This window comes from Halomonas sp. HL-93 (assembly GCF_900086985.1).
Taxonomy (GTDB): Bacteria; Pseudomonadota; Gammaproteobacteria; order Pseudomonadales; family Halomonadaceae; genus Vreelandella.
Genome location: NZ_LT593974.1, coordinates 980,120 through 997,205, shown reverse-complemented (window position 1 = coordinate 997,205; position 17,086 = coordinate 980,120). Strand labels below are relative to the sequence as shown.

The following is a 17,086-nucleotide window of genomic DNA, read 5'->3' as shown; positions in this document are numbered from 1 at the left end:
TGTTAAGGGAGCAACTTTGTGGATAACAAACCGCAAGACCAATCGCCAGATGACAAGGCCCCCTCGGAAGGTATTCCCGCCCCAGAGGGGCCTGCCAACCTGATCGATACCGATTACGTTATCGGCCAGGACAACATCACCACCACAACGATGGGCGTGAACCTCGACCTGCATGGCAAGGTTTTCACGATTTCCTCCGTCGTCATACTGCTCTTCGTGATCCTCACGCTGGCCCTGCAAGACACCATTGCGCCAGTTTATGACGCCGTCTTTGGCTTTCTAACCGGCAATCTTGCCTGGTTTTTTATTCTGGCAGCCAACATTTTCGTCATTCTGTGTATCGGCCTGATTTTCTCTCCATTGGGTAAAATCCGTATCGGTGGGGCTGACGCCAAACCCGACTTTACGTATATGGGCTGGTTCTCGATGCTGTTCGCGGCAGGCATGGGCATTGGCCTGATGTTCTATGGCGTGAATGAACCGCTGACCCATTTTGGCACTTCCCTGGACGGCGACAGTTGGGCGCCGCTGGCCGGTGCTGAAGGCGACGAGGCCGGGGCAGCAACGCTTGGCATGGCCGCAACCATCTTTCACTGGGGCTTGCACCCTTGGGCCATTTATTCCGTAGTGGCATTGTCATTGGCGCTATTCGCCTTTAACAAGGGACTCCCCCTTTCCATGCGCTCGGTGTTTTATCCCATCCTGGGTGAGCGTGTGTGGGGTTGGCCCGGCCACGTGATCGATATCCTGGCCGTGTTTGCCACGCTGTTTGGCCTGACCACGTCGCTGGGTCTGGGCGCGACGCAGGCGGCCGCCGGTTTGAGCTACCTTTTCGGCGCGCCGGAAACCGACGTGACCATGATTCTACTGATCATTGGCATCACGATGATTGCGATTTGCTCCGTCATGGCAGGTGTCGATAAAGGCGTTCAGCTACTGTCCAAAATCAACATTGCCCTTGCGGCATTACTGTTGTTCTTTGTCATTGCCGTGGGCCCGACCATGTTGATCGCGACCGGCTTCTTCGAGAATCTGGTCAACTACGCCACGCATTTACCGGCACTTTCCAACCCATTTGGCCGCGAAGACGCCAACTTCAGCCAAGGCTGGACGGCCTTCTACTGGGCCTGGTGGATTTCCTGGTCGCCGTACGTCGGCATGTTTATCGCCCGCGTTTCGCGCGGCCGCACCGTACGCGAATTTCTCATCTCTGTCATGCTGGTGCCCTCGACGGTATCGGTACTGTGGATGACCACCTTTGGTGGCACGGCAATTGATCAGTACGTTAGCCAGGGTATTGAGTCCGTCCGCGATGCGGGTCTCGACCTGCAGTTGTTCATGATGCTCGAACAGTTGCCGCTATCGCAGATCACCTCATTCCTTGCCATTGTGCTGGTCATCGTGTTCTTCGTGACGTCTTCTGACTCGGGTTCGCTGGTGATCGATTCAATTACCGCTGGCGGTAAAGTCGACGCGCCGAAGCCACAGCGTTTGTTCTGGGCGATTATCGAAGGCGCTCTCGCCATTGCGCTGCTGTTGGGGGGTGGCCTTACTGCCCTGCAAACCATGGCCGTCTCGACCGGCTTCCCGTTCACGTTCATCCTGTTGGTGGCCTGCTATGCCATCATCAAGGGCTTGATGAGCGAGCCAAAAGCGGTCTAACCATCGTTGATGGCAGTAAAAACGGGCAGCCACCTGGCTGCCCGTTTTTTTATGCCTGGACGTTGATCAGATCAGCTCCACAGCGCCCCCAATGGCGTCGTGGGCTCGTAGTGGGTGGCGATCTGCGCCTGGAGCAACTCGGCCGTTGCCAGGGCGTCGACCAGCGCGTGGTGGCCTTGATAGCTCGGCAGTCCATAGCGACGCCGGCTGGCATCAAGCCGGATGGACACCGGCGGGCGCCCTAACCAGCGGCGAAACCGTGCCCAAAGTTTCTGACGGTGCAGGCGCGCCTCAAGCGACATTGTGTCGATCATCGGAAACATAACCCCCTCTCCGCGGCGCGCTTTAATAGCCGCATCCAAAAAAGGACGCTCAATATGGCGGAAGTGGACGACCACAATCCGCCCTGCCAATGCCGCTAACAAGGGGTCGAGAATGTCTTCGATATCCGGAGCGTGGGCAATCTCAGAGTGGGTGATGTGATGGAAGGTAATGGAAGCTTCATCCAGAGGGCGCGGCGGCTTCACTACCCAATAGCGCCGCTCAGCCAGCTTAATGCGATCTAACGAAAACGGCACCAATCCGATACTAACAATGGCATGGCGACGCTCATCGAGCCCGGTGGTTTCCATATCCAGAGCGACCATAGGCACGTCGCTAATTGGCGTATCAAGGCTGGGCATCGGCGTGGCAAAGAAGCGCTGAATGGCCGGGTCCTTGGCCAACGGCTCACGCTTATGCATGTACGCCACCCAGTCGGCCTGGCTGATTTTTCGACGCGGGCGAATAAACGTCATATTAGCGTCCCGCTCGGTTAGCCGGCACCGGATAGCGGAACTTCAGGAATTTTTGCGCATTGTTAAGCACCTGAAAAGCATCCTTGAGTGTGTGTCTTTCACTATCAGCGACGTTCTCCGGTTCGATATTATTGTCAGGCTGGCGCTCTTCCTGAAGGTCAATCATTTGGTGGCGCAACCGCGACATGCACATGAACTCGAAAGCATAGCTCAGCTTGTCGCTCATACCGGTCGCCAATAGCTGGGTATTGGCAATCGCGTCCAGCCGCTGAAAGGTGTTCTGCGCCTTGGAACCGCAGGCCAACGCATGTACCCGGACCAAATCGACCATAGGCGCCGTGCCGCGACGCTTCAGGTTGATAGAATTATTATGCTTGCCATCCTTTTCCATCACGAAGGTGCGGAAAAACCCCAGCGGCGGCGTACGATTCAGGGCATTACGGGCCATGGCCGCCAGGAAGAGCGGCGACTTGGGTGCCTGTTCGGCAATCAGGTCCTGAAGCGCTTCCACAAACAGGTCTTCGCCGTAGAGACTATCCAGATCAAAGAAGATCGAGCTATGCAGCAGTCTTTCCGGAGTCGGGTTGGCAATCCAGTCGGTAAAATAGCTTTTCCACACGCTCAGCGGCTGCCGCCACTGGGTGTTGGTGGCCATGACGTCGCCTTTGCAATAGGTATAGCCGCAGGCATCCAGGCCATCGCTGACAAAGGTTGCCAGCGCCTTGAAGTAAGCGTCGTGTTCCTCGGGAATAAAGTCATCCGAGAGTATCAGCGCGTTGTCCTGGTCAGTGACGATGCTCTGCTCGTTGCGCGCCATCGACCCGTTGACCATGAAACAATAATCAACCGGCGGCGGGCCAAGCGATTCCTCGGCGAGCTCCAGCAGGCGACGGGTAAAGCTGCGCCCAATGGTCGACAGCGCACTGCCCACCATGTGCGAGTTGGCGCCTTCCTGAACCATGCGGACAAAGGCGGCGCTCACATCCGGTGCCAGACGCGCCAGGCCCTCGACGTTCGACTGGTGAAAAATGTTGCTCACCAGGTAAAGTCCGCTGTGGGTTTCGTAGCGGATAATATCGGAGAGGTGCACCACTCCCATCGGCCGCTGACGGTAAAGCACCGGTAGATGGTGAACATTGTTGCGCAGCATGGTGAGCATCGCCTCATAAATGGAGGCGTCCGACTGGATTGTGATCAGCCGTGGCGATACGACGTCTCCCACCGGGGTTTGCGGCGAGAGCCCTTCCGCCACTATCCGGGTACGAAAATCGCTGTCGGTTAAGATGCCGCATACCTGCCAGGTGTGCCCTTCGCTGTCCTGAAAGCTGTAGCGGGGATGGGTGCTGCCCTCCTTGAGCACCAATACCGCCGACGCCTGCGACTGGCTGACCTGCTGCGCCGCTTGCTGCACCGTAGTGGACTCTTCCACCATCACCGGATAGCGCGTCACCAGCTTGCGAATCCGGGTGACCATCATGTCGTTGGCTTTCTTTTGCTGCTCGGCGGCGGTTTCCAGGCGCGGTCGTTCCAGCTCGACGAAATCGGCAAAGTGGTCGTCTTCTTCGCACAGCTTTTGGAAGACATCCAAGGGAATGAAATAAAGCAGAGTGTCTTCGATGGCCCGGGCAGGGAAACGCACTTTCTGGTTGCGCAACAGGTTGAAGTGGCCAAAGATATCGCCCTCACCCAACCGGTTGTAGAGCTCCCCCTGACGCCGGTACACCTCGACCGCACCGCTGCGGATATAGCACAGGTCGGTCATTGTGTCGTTGAGCGTGAGAATTTCCGTACCGGTTTTGAAGTAGCTGACTTCGACCCGACTGGCGATTTCGTCCAGCAATTCGTCTGACAGCCCATCGAAGGGCGGAAACTGCCCCATATGCTGGCGTATTTCTAATAGCTCGATGTCCATGCTCTCTCCTCACGCCGCAATAATCGACCGTCCAACGCCTGTCCCTGTTGCGGACATAATGGTTAGATTGTGGCGCGAAGCCTAGGAGGCGTAAAGTCTAGCGAAAAAAAAGCCCAGCGCTGTTGCGCCGGGCTTTGGGAACCGCTACGAAGCGGTGTCATACAGCGACGTTACAAACAAGTGCAACGTTTAATGACTGCTTACGATTCAGCCATTTCCTGAACACGCTCCATCATTTCAGGATCTTGCTGAATGGTTTGACCAATCTCGTTGAAGGTATCAACATCTAGGCCGCTATCTTCAACCACTTCGATCATGCGGTCGTTGGCTTCAGTGCGAACTTCCTCTTGGGCTGACTCGTCGTCAGCTTCTTGAAGACGCTCGGTATAATCTTGCGAGATAGTCGCGATTTCCTGTGAAGCTTCAGCGAATTGCTCGAGTTCTTCATCAGAGAAGTCTTGAGCTGGCGCCGATTCTTGCTGCGTAGACATAGAATCCTCAGTGGATTCTTGATCTTGCTGGGCGTGTGCAGTGGCCGTCATTAGGCCAGTAGCGAGCAGTGCGGCAGAGAACAGAGCAGTCATACGTTGCATAGAAAGAAACCTCATTAACGCGTTATGAATGTGCTTACTGTGACGCGGGTGAATCTACGAGGTTCAATTTTTCGCGTAAAAGTTTGTAACAAAATGAACATTACGTAAACAGCCTTCGAGCCCTATTGAGAGATCTATGAATATAGTCCCGCCATTTATGCGTCAACGAGACGCCGCATCACTCGGATTAATGGCTATGCCAGTACTATTTGTATTGCTTTGGAGCACGGGGTTTATTGGCGCCAAATTTGGCCTTCCCTACGCGGAACCCTTCACCTTTTTATTTATCCGCTTTGCGCTGACGGTGATGCTGTTAACGCCACTGGTATGGATGCTAAAAATTTCCTGGCCTTCATCACCTGCGTTATGGACGCACATCGCTATTTCAGGCTTGCTTGTACATGGCACCTACTTAGGTGGCGTCTTTTATGGCATCGCCCTCGGTATGCCCGCGGGCCTGGCCTCATTACTAGTGGGCTTACAACCCCTGCTCACGGCAGCCTGTGCTGGCCCACTGCTGGGCGAGCGCCTGGCTAAGCAGCAATGGCTAGGATTAGGCCTGGGTTTGCTCGGCATTAGTGCCGTGCTGGGCAGCCAGTTGGAGCTGGGGCAGTCGTTATTCAGTGGCTTCGGCCTGGGCGCTTTGTTGAGCGTGCTGGCCGCTTTAATGGGCATTTCGCTGGGCACGCTTTACCAAAAACGCTTTTGCACGCGTATGCCACTGCTTTCGGGAGCCGTTATTCAATACCTTGCAGCGGGCGGGATCTTAGGCATCGGAGCATTGCTGTTTGAAACCCGTGAGGTTACTTGGTCGCTCACGTTTGTCTTGACGCTCAGCTGGTTAGTGCTGATTCTGTCGATAGCCGCTATTTTGCTATTGATGGCGTTAATCAAACGAGGTGAAGCATCGCGGGTTGCGAGCCTTTTTTACTTGGTGCCCCCCGTCACTGCGCTACAGGCATGGTGGCTATTCGATGAGCGACTTTCCTGGATAGGGCTTGGAGGGATGCTTATTGCCATTGTTGGTGTAGTGTTAACGGTACGCAAACCCGCTGCTAAAGCGTCACCCACATAATTAAATTGAATTCCCTAGGGCTTTGTATGGAAACGTCTGAACAACATTGCGCCCGCGTGAATGGCCGCTGTAACCGTTGCGATAACCCGGTCCCCTTTGCCTTTACCATGGCCTTTCAACCCATTGTCGATGTCACAGCTCGGCAGGTCATTTATTACGAAGCGCTGGTTCGTGGTCCCAACGGAGAGTCGGCAGGGTCGATACTGGGCCAGGTTACCGATGATTTACTCTATCGGTTTGATCAAGAGTGCCGAATAAAGGCCATTGAACTGGCCAGCGCACTCGACATGCAAGCACGCCTGTCGATCAACTTTTTGCCTAACGCGGTCTACGAACCGGAAGCGTGTATTCAAGCCACGCTGGAAGCCTCACAACGGGTTGGTTGGCCTACCGAGCGGCTGAATTTTGAGATCACTGAGACAGAGCGGGTCAATGATCGGCAGCACATGCGTAACATTATCGAAAGTTATCGGGCGATGGGCTTTACCACATCGCTTGACGACTTCGGTAACGGCTATGCCAATCTGGATCTGCTCACCGATCTGCGCCCGGATACCCTGAAGATTGATCGAGAAATCGTTATGGAGTGCGATAGCGATAAACGGCGCCAGGCGATCCTACGCAGTTTAGTCGCCCTGGCACAGACGCTGGGCACTCAGCTGGTTGCTGAAGGCGTGGAGACTCGTGAGGAATCACGCTGCTTGCTGACGCTGGGCATACCGGTTCAGCAAGGCTACTACTTTGCCCGCCCCCAGCTTGAAGCACTACCGGCTATCGACGCTGCATGCTTTGATTAATCTGAATGGCGGCGATGCCTCTGTCTCCCGTTGAACGCCACCGTTAAGGATCGGGGGCGACGTGCTGCAAATACTCAGGCCCGCCTAAGTTTCGCATCTGCTGGCGCACCCATTGGCTACGCTGCTCTACCTGAGGGTCAGGCAGCGCGGCGCTACGCGTTAACGGACTGGGTAAAATCGCTGCAAGCAAACTGGCCTGACGCTCAGTGAGTCCACTGGCTGACACGCCAAAATAGTGCTGAGCGGCCGCCTCTAGCCCAAACACGCCGGTATCCCACTCGGCCACGTTCAGATAGACCTCTAGTATTCTCTGCTTACCCCAAATCAGCTCGATAAGCACCGTAAACCACGCTTCAAGCCCTTTGCGCACCCAGCTTCTGCCCGTCCATAGGAAAACATTTTTGGCCGTTTGTTGGCTGATAGTACTGGCCCCCCGCAAGCGCCCTCCTTCACGGCTGGCTTGCAAGGCACGGCGTAGCTCGGCGATATCAAAGCCGTGGTGGTGAGGAAAGCGTTGGTCTTCAGCGGCCATGACCGCCACCTTCGCCGAATCGGAAAGTTGTGACCAACTCCGCCACTCCCGCTGCAGCTGTATCGGTTCACTGTTCACCCAACTCTGGATTTTACGCTCCACCATGACCATAGAACCTGGTGGCGGCACCACGCGAAATAGCATCACCAGGCTCACCGACACCACCACAAACAGAAACACACCACGCCAGACCCACCACCATAGCAGGCCTGCCGAACGACGCAGCGTGCGCTTCAACATGGACGCCACCTTATCGCTTTAACAAGTGATCAGCGTGGTAACGCAGGTGATCATCGATAAAGGACGCAATAAAGAAGTAGCTATGGTCATAGCCTGGTTGCCGCCTAAGGGTGAGCGGGTGATCGTGCTCTTCACACACCTCCTCCAATCGCTCAGGCTTAAGCTGCTCCTCAAGGAATTGGTCGGCTTCCCCCTGGTCGATAAACAACCGTTGGCGCGAAGCGCCGTTGGCCACCAGCTCACAGGCATCGTATTGACGCCATTTTGCTGGGTCGTCACCTAAATAGCTGGAAAACGCCTTCTGTCCCCACGGACAATTCATGGGGTTAACAATCGGGGCAAAAGCCGATACGGAGCTAAAGCGCCCCGGATGGCGCAGCGCCAAAATCAGTGCGCCGTGACCGCCCATCGAGTGACCGCTGATCGATTCGCGACCGTTCACCGGGAAATGCTGGCGGACCACCGACGGCAGTTCCTCGATCACATAGTCATACATACGGTAGTGCGGCTTCCATGAGTCCTGGGTGGCGTTGACGTAAAAGCCCGCGCCAGAGCCAAGGTCATAGCTGTCATGCTCGCCGGGCAGATCAGTACCTCGTGGACTGGTGTCAGGGCACACAATGGCGATACCCAACTCCGCAGCCAAACGATGCGCACCGGCTTTCTGCATAAAGTTTTCATCGGTGCAGGTAAGCCCCGACAGCCACCATAATAGCGGCACGCGTTCCTCTTCGGCCTGGGGCGGTAAATAAACCGCAAACACCATGTCGCAGTCCAGCGCACGGGAGTAGTGCCGGTAGCGTTTATGCCAGCCGCCGAAACTACGGTTGGCCGAGACGAGCTCGAGGGTTTCACTCATGCTCATGGGCAAGCTCCTTTAAAGCAGCAAGCGCGGCGGGAACCCCCGCCGCGCCCTTTATTGTGCGCACTATCATACTCAGTAATGCAGTACGGTACGAATACTCTTGCCTGCGTGCAGCAGGTCGAAGGCCTCGTTGATCTTCTCAAACGGCATATCGTGGGTAATAAAGTCGTCGATATTGAGCTCACCGTTCATATAACGCTCAACGTAACCCGGCAGTTCAGTACGACCTTTTACGCCACCAAACGCCGACCCTTTCCAGACCCGGCCGGTGACCAGCTGGAACGGCCGCGTGGAGATTTCTTCACCGGCACCGGCGACACCAATGATGATCGACTCACCCCAGCCTTTGTGGCAGCACTCCAGGGCGGAACGCATGACATTGACGTTGCCGATACACTCAAACGAGTAATCCACCCCGCCGTCGGTCATATCGACGATCACTTGCTGAATCGGATCGCTGTAGTCTTTGGGGTTGACGAAATCCGTGGCGCCGAACTGCTTGGCCAGCTCGAATTTGTCGGGGTTGACGTCGATCGCGATGATCTTCGACGCCTTGGCCATGGCCGCCCCCTGAATAACCGCCAGGCCAATCGCGCCCAGACCGAAGACGGCGATCGTCGAGCCGGGTTCCACCTTGGCGGTATTGAGCACTGCGCCAATACCGGTGGTCACCCCACAGCCCAGCAGGCAGATCTTGTCCATCGGCGCTTCCTTGGAAACCACCGCCAGGGAGACTTCCGGCAGTACAGTATATTCGCTAAACGTGGAGGTGCCCATGTAGTGATGGAGCATCTTACCGTCAAGTGAAAAGCGCGACGTACCATCCGGCATCACGCCTTTTCCCTGGGTAGCGCGAACGCTGCCGCACAGGTTGGTTTTACCCGATAGGCAAAATTTGCACTGACCACATTCGGCGGTATAAAGCGGAATCACATGGTCGCCGGGTTTCAGGCTGGTAACACCCTCACCAATTTCTTGAACCACCCCGGCCCCTTCATGACCCAGCACGGCGGGAAAATTTCCTTCCGGGTCCGCGCCGGAGAGTGTATAGGCATCCGTATGGCAGACGCTGGTCGCCGCCATTTTAACCAGCACCTCGCCGGCCTTGGGGCCTTCCACATCAATCTCGACCAGCTCTAAGGGCTTGCCTGCTTCCAGTGCTACCGCAGCACGTGACTTCATTCCATTCCTCCTTTACAACCTATTTCCGCGCGTTTCAGCGCGGGCGTATGATTTACTCTTTGTCTGACGTGAGCGGATGATACTCAATGGGTAGCCACTGATAACCGTCACCGTCCTCGATAATATGACCGATACCCGGGAACGGCATATGTGCGCCAGCGACCCAATACTTGTCGGTGACCGCCTCTTCGAGTACGGCTTGGCGCGCTTCAATCGCCTGCGCCGGGTCAGAATCAAACTCGATGGCTACCGTGGGGTCGTCGAACTGAATGCCGTAACTATGAACCACATCGCCCCATACCAACATGGCGTCATCGTCACCGCTCAACATAAAGCTGGTATGACCCGGCGTATGTCCGTGAGTATCCTGAGCCACAATGCCCATCAGCATCTCGTCTCCCGGCTCGAAGGGGGTAAAGCGATCATCTTCCAGATAAGGGGCGACGGCGTCCTGAGCCATTTCGAAAAAGGCTCGCTGGCCTTCATCGGCTTCTTCCGCACGCGACGCACTCAGCCAGAAATCGGCGTCCTGCTGGCTGGCCCGCAGCTCGGCGTTGGGATACACAGCCTCACCATCGTTGGTTAACCCGCAAACATGGTCAGGGTGAAGGTGGGTCATCAGAATGGTATCAACGTCTTCTGGCTGGTAGCCGGATGCACGCAGATTATCTTCGACATGCCCAAGTGTCGGACCAAAACAGGCCGCCGAACCAGCATCCACCAGGACGAGGTTTTCACCGGTATTAATCAAAAAGGCGTTAACGGCAGTTTGCACGCCGTCTTCGGTGTCAATGAACAGCGCATTCAGATGCTCACGAATATCGTCTTGTCCCTTCCCCTTTAACAGCTGGGTTTCAATCGCGGTATAGCCGTCGTATAGCGCCGTGACTTCATGGTCATCGACCATCATCCGGAACCAACCCGATACCTGTTCAGGCCGTTGATCTGGGGCCGCTGCGGTACTAAGCGACACCCCAATAGTCAGCAGCAGCGCTGCCTGGCCTACGCTTGGAATCCATAAATGCTGAGACACGCATCACCTCCTGGATTGAAAAACGGGCACGCCCGATGGATCGAGCTTGTCCACGATAGGTAGCCACTCGCTTTACAAAGCTAGTACACAACGCTCAGGTTAATGACAGTGTAGGTCAGCTAGGCGACAGGGATAAAGCGGGATACACTCATAAGATTATTGCCACTGTGCAACAATTCTCTTCACTCGGGAAGCAATATGCAGCGCTGGGACCGAATCGAAGCCTTTATCGAAGTGGTGCGCCTTGAGAGCTTTTCTGGGGCAGCGCGCCACCTAAAGGTGTCGACCTCCCACATTAGCCGACTGATCAGCCAGCTGGAAAACCAGTTGGGCGTACAATTGCTATATCGTACCACTCGACAAATCCGCCTGACCGATGCCGGGGCTATTTATGTCGACCACTGCCGACACCTGTTTGACGGCCTGCGCGATGCCGAACAGGCACTCAGTGAGCAGCAGGCGAAACCCCATGGCGTCTTGAAGCTTACCTCAGCGACGACCTTCGGCGAGCGCTACATCGCCCCGCTGGTCAACGACTTTCAGTGCCTGCATCCGCAGCTCGATGTTCACATGCATTTTACCAATCGCCCGGTTGAGCTGATTGACGAAGGGTTTGATATTGCGATTCGCATGGGGGTGCTCCGGGATTCAAGCTTGATCGCGCGACGGCTTTGCAAGCGACGCGAGTACATTGTTGGCTCCCAAGCCTACTTTCGCCAGGCGACACGCCCGCATACGCTAAGCGAACTGAGTCAACATCGCTGCTTGGTGGGCTCGCGCCCCAACTGGTTGTTTGAGGTCAATGGACAGCAGCGTGAAGTGAAGATTGCCGGCTGCTGGCAGGCTAACTCGGGGCCTGCTTTACTCGACGCCACGCTAAAAGGCCTGGGCCTTGCCCAACTGCCGGACTATTATGTGGCACCTTATATTGCCAGTGGCGAACTGGTGGCGGTGCTCGAACCCTTCCAACATCACGACACCGGCGTTTGGGCCGTCTACCCTCGCCACCGCCACCTATCGCCCAAAATACGCCAGCTGGTAGATTACCTTGTCGCACATATTGGCAAGGTGCTACCTGACACTCAATGGCGCTAACCGGCCATCTGCGCTGACTTGATCGCTTGCACGCAAACACTATCGGCGTGCGATCATAGAAAGGTGGCGATACAATGAACGTTCATAATCGAATGTTTGCTAACGCGCGCCTTACCTGACGCTATACGATACAAGGATGCTATATGTCTGATGCCCCCCGTGCTTGGCCGCTTGGGTTCCGCACTACATTGATCAAGGCCATTCTATACGTGCTGGGGATTGGTGCGATTGCCCAGGGAGCCTACCTCGAAGCGCTCTACCTTCCCGAGGTGCGCTTCAGTGAGCTTGGTTTTACCGAGCTGACCCAAACCCTCACGCTTGCCGTAAGCTGCGGCCTGCTGCTGTACGTACGCCATGTCCTCAAGGTGTGGCCCACGGTGACGCTACTGCTGCTGGCGTTTATCGGCTCGTCACTGGTTCGCGAACAGGATGCCTTTCTTGACCAGTACATCGCTGACGGTACCTGGCAAATCATTGTCTCGATCATCGTGGTGCCCTCGTTGATCTGGGTCGTCATGCATCGGCGCCGCTTTCTGGACGAGTTCGTACATTACAGCAACTCGTTTTCTTTTGGTTTGTTTACCGCCGGGGTATTGACCACTTATATTTTTTCGCGTCTCTACGGCCGTCAGGATTTCTGGAAAGCGGTTCTTCAGGAACATTTTGTGCGGGAGTTTAAAGATGTTGCCGAGGAAGTGGTCGAACTGCTGGGCTATTCCCTGATCCTTATCGCCATGATTGAGCTGATGCTGCTCGCCCGCCGCGTACATAAGGCGCGCCTCGAACGACCTTAGCGCGCTTGGTTAATCCCCATAAAAAAAGCCCGCCGTTCTATGAACGGCGGGCTTTTTGCTGACGCTGAAAACGACTGTCGTTACTCGTCGAGGAACGAACGCAGCGGTTCGGAGCGGCTGGGGTGGCGCAGCTTACGCAGCGCTTTGGCTTCAATCTGACGGATTCGCTCGCGCGTTACGTCAAACTGCTTACCCACCTCTTCCAACGTATGGTCGGTATTCATATCGATACCAAATCGCATACGTAGCACTTTGGCTTCACGCGCCGTCAAGCCGCCCAGCACGTTACGCGTCGCTTCGATAAGCCCTTCACCGGTGGCCATATCGATTGGCAGCAACATGGTGCCGTCTTCAATAAAGTCGCCCAGGTGCGAGTCATCATCGTCACCGATTGGCGTCTCCATGGAGATCGGCTCTTTGGCGATTTTGAGCACTTTGCGAACTTTATCTTCCGGCATTTCCAGTCGCTCACCCAGCTCTTCAGGCGTCGGCTCGCGACCCATTTCCTGAAGCATCTGGCGGGATACACGGTTGAGCTTATTGATCGTCTCGATCATGTGTACCGGGATACGAATGGTGCGCGCCTGGTCGGCAATCGACCGGGTGATCGCCTGACGAATCCACCAAGTGGCGTAGGTGGAGAATTTATAGCCACGGCGATACTCGAACTTGTCGACTGCTTTCATCAAGCCAATGTTGCCTTCCTGAATCAGATCCAGGAACTGCAGGCCGCGATTGGTGTACTTCTTGGCAATCGAAATCACCAAGCGCAGGTTAGCTTCCACCATTTCTTTCTTAGCGCGGCGGGCTTTCGCTTCACCGATCGACAGCTTGCGATTGACTTCTTTGAGGTCGGCAACCCTGAGCTGCACCATGTCTTCTTCAAACGCAATCTTGCGCTGAGAGCGGGCGATGTCGGCGCGCAACGGCTCTAAACGATCCGCGTACTTAGGCTGCTCGGACTGGAACGCATCAAGCCACTTGGGGTTTGATTCGCTGCCCGGAAACGACTTAATGAACGTTTTGCGCGGCACCTTGGCTTTTTTCACGCACAGCTGCATGACCGCTTTTTCTTGGGCACGCACCTGCTCAACGCTGATGCGCACTTGACCGACTAGACGCTCAAAATGCTTGGGCACCAGCTTGATGGGCGAAAACAGCACTGCCAAACGCGCTTGCTCTGCTTTCACCTCTGCACTGCCACGACCATGCTTGGCAAAGGCAGCTTCTACAGACGCATTCTGCTCACGGATCTGCTCAAAACGCGCACGCGCCTCTTCAGGATCCGGACCACCTTCGCTGGCGGTGGAATCATCGTCCTCGTCGTCGTCGCCTTCAACGTCGTCATCCGCCTCAGATTCAGGCTCTGGTTCAGGCACTTCAGCTTCAGCCACGCCAGGAATGCCCTCATCAGGGTCAATAAACCCAGAGAAGAGGTCGGACAGTCGGCCTGGGGCTTCCTCGTCCTGGGTCGCGTCGTAGGCGTCCAAAATAGAGGCCACGGCACCGGGCAAATAGGCCAGCGCCGACATGACTTCGCGTGTGCCCTCTTCGATCCGCTTGGCGATTTCAATTTCGCCTTCACGGGTCAAGAGTTCAACCGTGCCCATCTCACGCATGTACATGCGCACGGGGTCGGTAGTGCGACCGACGTCGCTTTCCACGGCGGCAAGGGCCGCAACGGCCTCTTCCGCAGCGGACTCGTCCGTGGAGTGATCCGACATCATCAAAGTGTCTTCATCTGGCGCTTCCTCAACGACACTGATACCCATGTCGTTGATCATGCCAATGATGTCTTCCACTTGATCCGGGTCGGCGATATCCTCGGGTAGATGGTCGTTGACCTCGGCATAGGTCAGGTAGCCCTGTTCCTTGCCGCGCGCGATCAACTCCTTCAGACGTGACTGCTGCTGCGCATTTCCAGCCATAGAAACCCTATCTCGACGAAGAAGAATGAAGCACCTTAAGCGCTGATGTACAAACCTAACAAGCCGAACAGTATAGCGCGATCGGCCCGAGTTTTTCCAGTTTGTGTATTTGCGCTGTCATTCAGGTGTGTTAGGTTGATTGGTTAGCCACTTTTTAGCTTATGGCTCTTACCTTGAGGCGGCACGGCGTTTTTTCAACCCGCCACCTATTACGTTAGTGCTGCCGCTGCGATAGTTCCATTACCAAACTCGCCAGGCGCTGGCGCTGTTCCTTATCAAGTTTTTGCCCATCACGCTCTTGCGCCAGCAAGGCGTTATATTCCTCACGCGGCGATTGCTGACGCTGAACGTGGCTCAGGTGCGCCACCAATCCTGATAGCTCCGTTTCCCGCGCCGACTTTGGAATCAACAATTCCCGCTGGGCAAAAGCAGCAAGCTGAGCGCCTTCGGCACTGCCTTGAAAGTGCGCCAAAATCACCTGGGGACTACGATAACGACCGGCCCGTAAGAGCGCCAGCAACTCACGGCACAGCCGTACTTCATCGCTTTCAGGCACATCGCCACCCGGCAACCACGCATCGCTCTCAGGCAGGCTCGCTACTAAGCCAGGCTCGTGAATTAGCAGCTGTATAATCCGCCCTACCGGCGTCAGTGCTTGTTCACGTGCTGGCCGCCTAGCAGTTGCCCGCTCCTCCTTGGGCCGACCAGCAGCGCTAGACGACTCAGCAGGCGCTACGTTCGACTGATGCTGACGTGCGGTCGCCGCGACTCGCTTTTCAAGCAGTCCTTTCAACTGTTCTTGAGCCAAACCGCTACGCTTGGCTAACGCCTCAAGCATTAACGATTTGAGCATGCCTTCGGGCACTTTGTTCAATGCTTCAAGCACTTGGCTGGCAAACCGTTCGCGGCCTTCGACGGTATTCAAATCGCGCCCTTGCGCCGCCTGTTCGAAAAGAAACTCAGACAACGGCATCGCACAGGTGACGCGGTCCTGGAACGCCTCAGCCCCTTCACGGCGCACCAGGGTATCCGGGTCATCGCCTTCCGGCAGAAACAAAAAGCGCGCCTCTCGGCCATCAATCATCATCGGCAGCGCGGTTTCAAACGCTCGGCTTGCCGCCTGTCTACCTGCACGGTCACCGTCAAAACAGAAAACCACACGACTCACCAGACGAAACAGACGACTCAAGTGATCTTCTGTGGTCGCGGTACCCAGGGTGGCCACGGCATTATGAATACCGTATTGCGCTAGCGCCACGACATCCATATACCCCTCGACCATTACCAACTGCTCAAGCCGATTGGACGCCTGGCGAGCTTCATAAAGGCCGTAAAGCTCGCGCCCTTTATGAAACACCGGCGTTTCGGGGGAGTTAAGGTATTTGGGCTGATCGTCACCCATTACCCGCCCGCCGAAAGCAATCGTGCGTCCGCGCAGATCGCGAATGGGGAACATCACCCGGTCGCGGAAGCGATCGTAAGTACGCCCTGTGTCCTCACGGTGGATCAGCAGCCCGTACTCAACCTGAACGGGTTCGCTAATGCCACGCTCGCTCAGATGCTGTTTGAGCGCCTCCCAGCCCCCTGGCGCGTAGCCAATGCCGTAGGCATTGATGACATCACTTGAAAGGCCACGTTCGTGCAAATACTGCTGGGCACCGCGCCCTTCCTGCATTTTCAGCCGTTCGCGATAAAAGCTGGCGGCCAGTTCAAGCAGGTTGACACCCTCTTTGCGCTTCTTCTCACGCTGCTGAGCGCGGGGGTCGTCGGCACCTTCCCGGGGCACTTCAATCCCTAGCCTACCGGCCAACTGCTCGACCGCCTCGGGAAACGGCAGCTTGTCGTACTCCATCAAAAAACGCAGCGCGTTGCCGTGCGCCCCACAGCCAAAACAGTGATAGAACTGCTTGTCGGCGCTCACCGTAAACGACGGCGTTTTCTCTTGATGGAAAGGGCAAAGCCCTGAAAAGTTACGGCCAGCTTTTTTTAGCTGCACGCGCTCACCAACCACTTCCACCACATCAACGCGGCCGAGCAGGTCGTCGATAAAACGCTGTGGAATTTGGCCAGCCATGGAAGCAGGCATCCTCGCCCAAAGGGACTAATTGGCGAATCTAATGTCATCAGGCACACACCCGATCACCTTAGACACGCTTGGGTAAAACGCAAAACAAACGGCCACCTAAGTGGCGGCCGCTTGGCATCCCTCTTGGAACACGCTAGGCGTTAGCTAGCGTATTCCGGTACGGATCAATAGAGCCGTTCGAAACGCTTTTGCTCACGCTGAATCTTCTTGGCGTGACGTTTTACGGCAGCTGCCGCTTTGCGTTTACGCTCAGCAGTCGGCTTCTCGTAATGCTCGCGACGACGTACTTCAGAGAGAACGCCGGCTTTTTCGCAAGAACGCTTGAAGCGACGCAGGGCGACGTCAAACGGCTCGTTATCACGTACTTTTACAGAAGGCATTAAGCACTCACCTACCTTAAGGAGTCTTGAGTTCGGATAGTACGCGCACCGTTAATGCATGATTGCCTATAAGGTGCACGACCCAGTTTACAGCGCACAGTAGTCTAGTCTTGCT

At 55.8% G+C, this 17,086-nt stretch carries 15 protein-coding genes; 5 read left to right on the top strand and 10 right to left on the bottom strand.

Features of this window, described 5'->3' with window-relative positions; genetic code table 11:
* Positions 1 to 18 precede the first annotated feature (18 nt).
* The gene (locus GA0071314_RS04505; protein ID WP_074395509.1) at positions 19 to 1,662 is read left to right on the top strand and encodes a BCCT family transporter; all 1,644 of its coding nucleotides are present in this window, start codon (positions 19 to 21) and stop codon (positions 1,660 to 1,662) included.
* A 71-nt stretch (positions 1,663 to 1,733) separates the two neighbouring features.
* Here GA0071314_RS04505 and GA0071314_RS04500 read toward each other — a convergent pair whose 3' ends face one another.
* From GA0071314_RS04500 to GA0071314_RS04490, 3 genes are all read right to left on the bottom strand, one after another.
* The gene (locus GA0071314_RS04500; protein WP_074395508.1) at positions 1,734 to 2,459 is read right to left on the bottom strand and encodes a 3'-5' exonuclease; all 726 of its coding nucleotides are present in this window, start codon (positions 2,457 to 2,459) and stop codon (positions 1,734 to 1,736) included.
* A gap of 1 nt (position 2,460) precedes the next feature.
* Positions 2,461 to 4,371, bottom strand: coding sequence for a DUF294 nucleotidyltransferase-like domain-containing protein (locus GA0071314_RS04495; protein ID WP_074395507.1), 1,911 nt, complete (start codon positions 4,369 to 4,371; stop codon positions 2,461 to 2,463).
* A gap of 200 nt (positions 4,372 to 4,571) precedes the next feature.
* The gene (locus GA0071314_RS04490; protein ID WP_074395506.1) at positions 4,572 to 4,964 is read right to left on the bottom strand and encodes a DUF4168 domain-containing protein; all 393 of its coding nucleotides are present in this window, start codon (positions 4,962 to 4,964) and stop codon (positions 4,572 to 4,574) included.
* Between the two features lie 196 nt (positions 4,965 to 5,160).
* On the opposite strand from GA0071314_RS04490, the gene GA0071314_RS04485 reads away from it, so the two are divergent.
* Together GA0071314_RS04485 and GA0071314_RS04480 are read left to right on the top strand one after the other, a co-directional pair.
* The gene (locus GA0071314_RS04485) at positions 5,161 to 6,039 is read left to right on the top strand and encodes a DMT family transporter (RefSeq protein WP_231896510.1); all 879 of its coding nucleotides are present in this window, start codon (positions 5,161 to 5,163) and stop codon (positions 6,037 to 6,039) included.
* Positions 6,040 to 6,065: 26 nt separating this feature from the next.
* On the top strand, positions 6,066 to 6,836 hold the full coding sequence (locus GA0071314_RS04480) for an EAL domain-containing protein (protein ID WP_441316755.1): 771 nt from the start codon (positions 6,066 to 6,068) through the stop codon (positions 6,834 to 6,836).
* 43 nt (positions 6,837 to 6,879) lie between these two features.
* Here GA0071314_RS04480 and mtgA read toward each other — a convergent pair whose 3' ends face one another.
* From mtgA to GA0071314_RS04460, 4 genes are all read right to left on the bottom strand, one after another.
* A complete protein-coding gene (gene mtgA, locus GA0071314_RS04475) occupies positions 6,880 to 7,608 on the bottom strand; it encodes a monofunctional biosynthetic peptidoglycan transglycosylase (protein ID WP_074395505.1) in 729 nt (242 codons plus the stop codon).
* Between the two features lie 10 nt (positions 7,609 to 7,618).
* Positions 7,619 to 8,473 carry an S-formylglutathione hydrolase gene (fghA, locus tag GA0071314_RS04470; protein ID WP_074395504.1) on the bottom strand — a complete coding sequence of 285 codons (855 nt, stop codon included), beginning with the start codon at positions 8,471 to 8,473 and terminating at the stop codon, positions 7,619 to 7,621.
* 72 nt (positions 8,474 to 8,545) lie between these two features.
* The gene (locus tag GA0071314_RS04465) at positions 8,546 to 9,655 is read right to left on the bottom strand and encodes an S-(hydroxymethyl)glutathione dehydrogenase/class III alcohol dehydrogenase (protein WP_074395503.1); all 1,110 of its coding nucleotides are present in this window, start codon (positions 9,653 to 9,655) and stop codon (positions 8,546 to 8,548) included.
* A gap of 52 nt (positions 9,656 to 9,707) precedes the next feature.
* Entirely contained in the window at positions 9,708 to 10,688 is a 981-nt protein-coding gene (locus tag GA0071314_RS04460) for an MBL fold metallo-hydrolase (protein ID WP_074395502.1), read from the bottom strand.
* A 198-nt stretch (positions 10,689 to 10,886) separates the two neighbouring features.
* On the opposite strand from GA0071314_RS04460, the gene GA0071314_RS04455 reads away from it, so the two are divergent.
* Together GA0071314_RS04455 and GA0071314_RS04450 are read left to right on the top strand one after the other, a co-directional pair.
* A complete protein-coding gene (locus GA0071314_RS04455; protein WP_074395501.1) occupies positions 10,887 to 11,783 on the top strand; it encodes a LysR family transcriptional regulator in 897 nt (298 codons plus the stop codon).
* 143 nt (positions 11,784 to 11,926) lie between these two features.
* A complete protein-coding gene (locus tag GA0071314_RS04450) occupies positions 11,927 to 12,577 on the top strand; it encodes a hypothetical protein (protein WP_074395500.1) in 651 nt (216 codons plus the stop codon).
* A gap of 80 nt (positions 12,578 to 12,657) precedes the next feature.
* On the opposite strand, the gene rpoD is transcribed toward GA0071314_RS04450, so the two are convergent.
* From rpoD to rpsU, 3 genes are all read right to left on the bottom strand, one after another.
* The gene (gene rpoD / locus GA0071314_RS04445) at positions 12,658 to 14,505 is read right to left on the bottom strand and encodes an RNA polymerase sigma factor RpoD (RefSeq protein ID WP_074395499.1); all 1,848 of its coding nucleotides are present in this window, start codon (positions 14,503 to 14,505) and stop codon (positions 12,658 to 12,660) included.
* 214 nt (positions 14,506 to 14,719) lie between these two features.
* Positions 14,720 to 16,579 (bottom strand): DNA primase, encoded by a 1,860-nt coding sequence (gene dnaG / locus GA0071314_RS04440; protein WP_074395498.1) that lies wholly within the window; start codon positions 16,577 to 16,579, stop codon positions 14,720 to 14,722.
* 176 nt (positions 16,580 to 16,755) lie between these two features.
* The gene (gene rpsU, locus GA0071314_RS04435; protein WP_007113641.1) at positions 16,756 to 16,971 is read right to left on the bottom strand and encodes a 30S ribosomal protein S21; all 216 of its coding nucleotides are present in this window, start codon (positions 16,969 to 16,971) and stop codon (positions 16,756 to 16,758) included.
* Positions 16,972 to 17,086 lie beyond the last annotated feature (115 nt).

Coding starts and splice junctions, on each gene's coding strand:
- GA0071314_RS04500 (WP_074395508.1), bottom strand. CDS start 2,459: ATGACGTTTATTCGCCCGCGTCGAAAAATCAGCCAGGCCGACTGGGTG.
- GA0071314_RS04495 (WP_074395507.1), bottom strand. CDS start 4,371: ATGGACATCGAGCTATTAGAAATACGCCAGCATATGGGGCAGTTTCCG.
- GA0071314_RS04490 (WP_074395506.1), bottom strand. CDS start 4,964: ATGCAACGTATGACTGCTCTGTTCTCTGCCGCACTGCTCGCTACTGGC.
- GA0071314_RS04485 (WP_231896510.1), top strand. CDS start 5,161: ATGCCAGTACTATTTGTATTGCTTTGGAGCACGGGGTTTATTGGCGCC.
- GA0071314_RS04480 (WP_441316755.1), top strand. CDS start 6,066: ATGGAAACGTCTGAACAACATTGCGCCCGCGTGAATGGCCGCTGTAAC.
- mtgA (WP_074395505.1), bottom strand. CDS start 7,608: ATGTTGAAGCGCACGCTGCGTCGTTCGGCAGGCCTGCTATGGTGGTGG.
- fghA (WP_074395504.1), bottom strand. CDS start 8,473: ATGAGCATGAGTGAAACCCTCGAGCTCGTCTCGGCCAACCGTAGTTTC.
- GA0071314_RS04465 (WP_074395503.1), bottom strand. CDS start 9,655: ATGAAGTCACGTGCTGCGGTAGCACTGGAAGCAGGCAAGCCCTTAGAG.
- GA0071314_RS04455 (WP_074395501.1), top strand. CDS start 10,887: ATGCAGCGCTGGGACCGAATCGAAGCCTTTATCGAAGTGGTGCGCCTT.
- GA0071314_RS04450 (WP_074395500.1), top strand. CDS start 11,927: ATGTCTGATGCCCCCCGTGCTTGGCCGCTTGGGTTCCGCACTACATTG.
- rpoD (WP_074395499.1), bottom strand. CDS start 14,505: ATGGCTGGAAATGCGCAGCAGCAGTCACGTCTGAAGGAGTTGATCGCG.
- dnaG (WP_074395498.1), bottom strand. CDS start 16,579: ATGGCTGGCCAAATTCCACAGCGTTTTATCGACGACCTGCTCGGCCGC.
- rpsU (WP_007113641.1), bottom strand. CDS start 16,971: ATGCCTTCTGTAAAAGTACGTGATAACGAGCCGTTTGACGTCGCCCTG.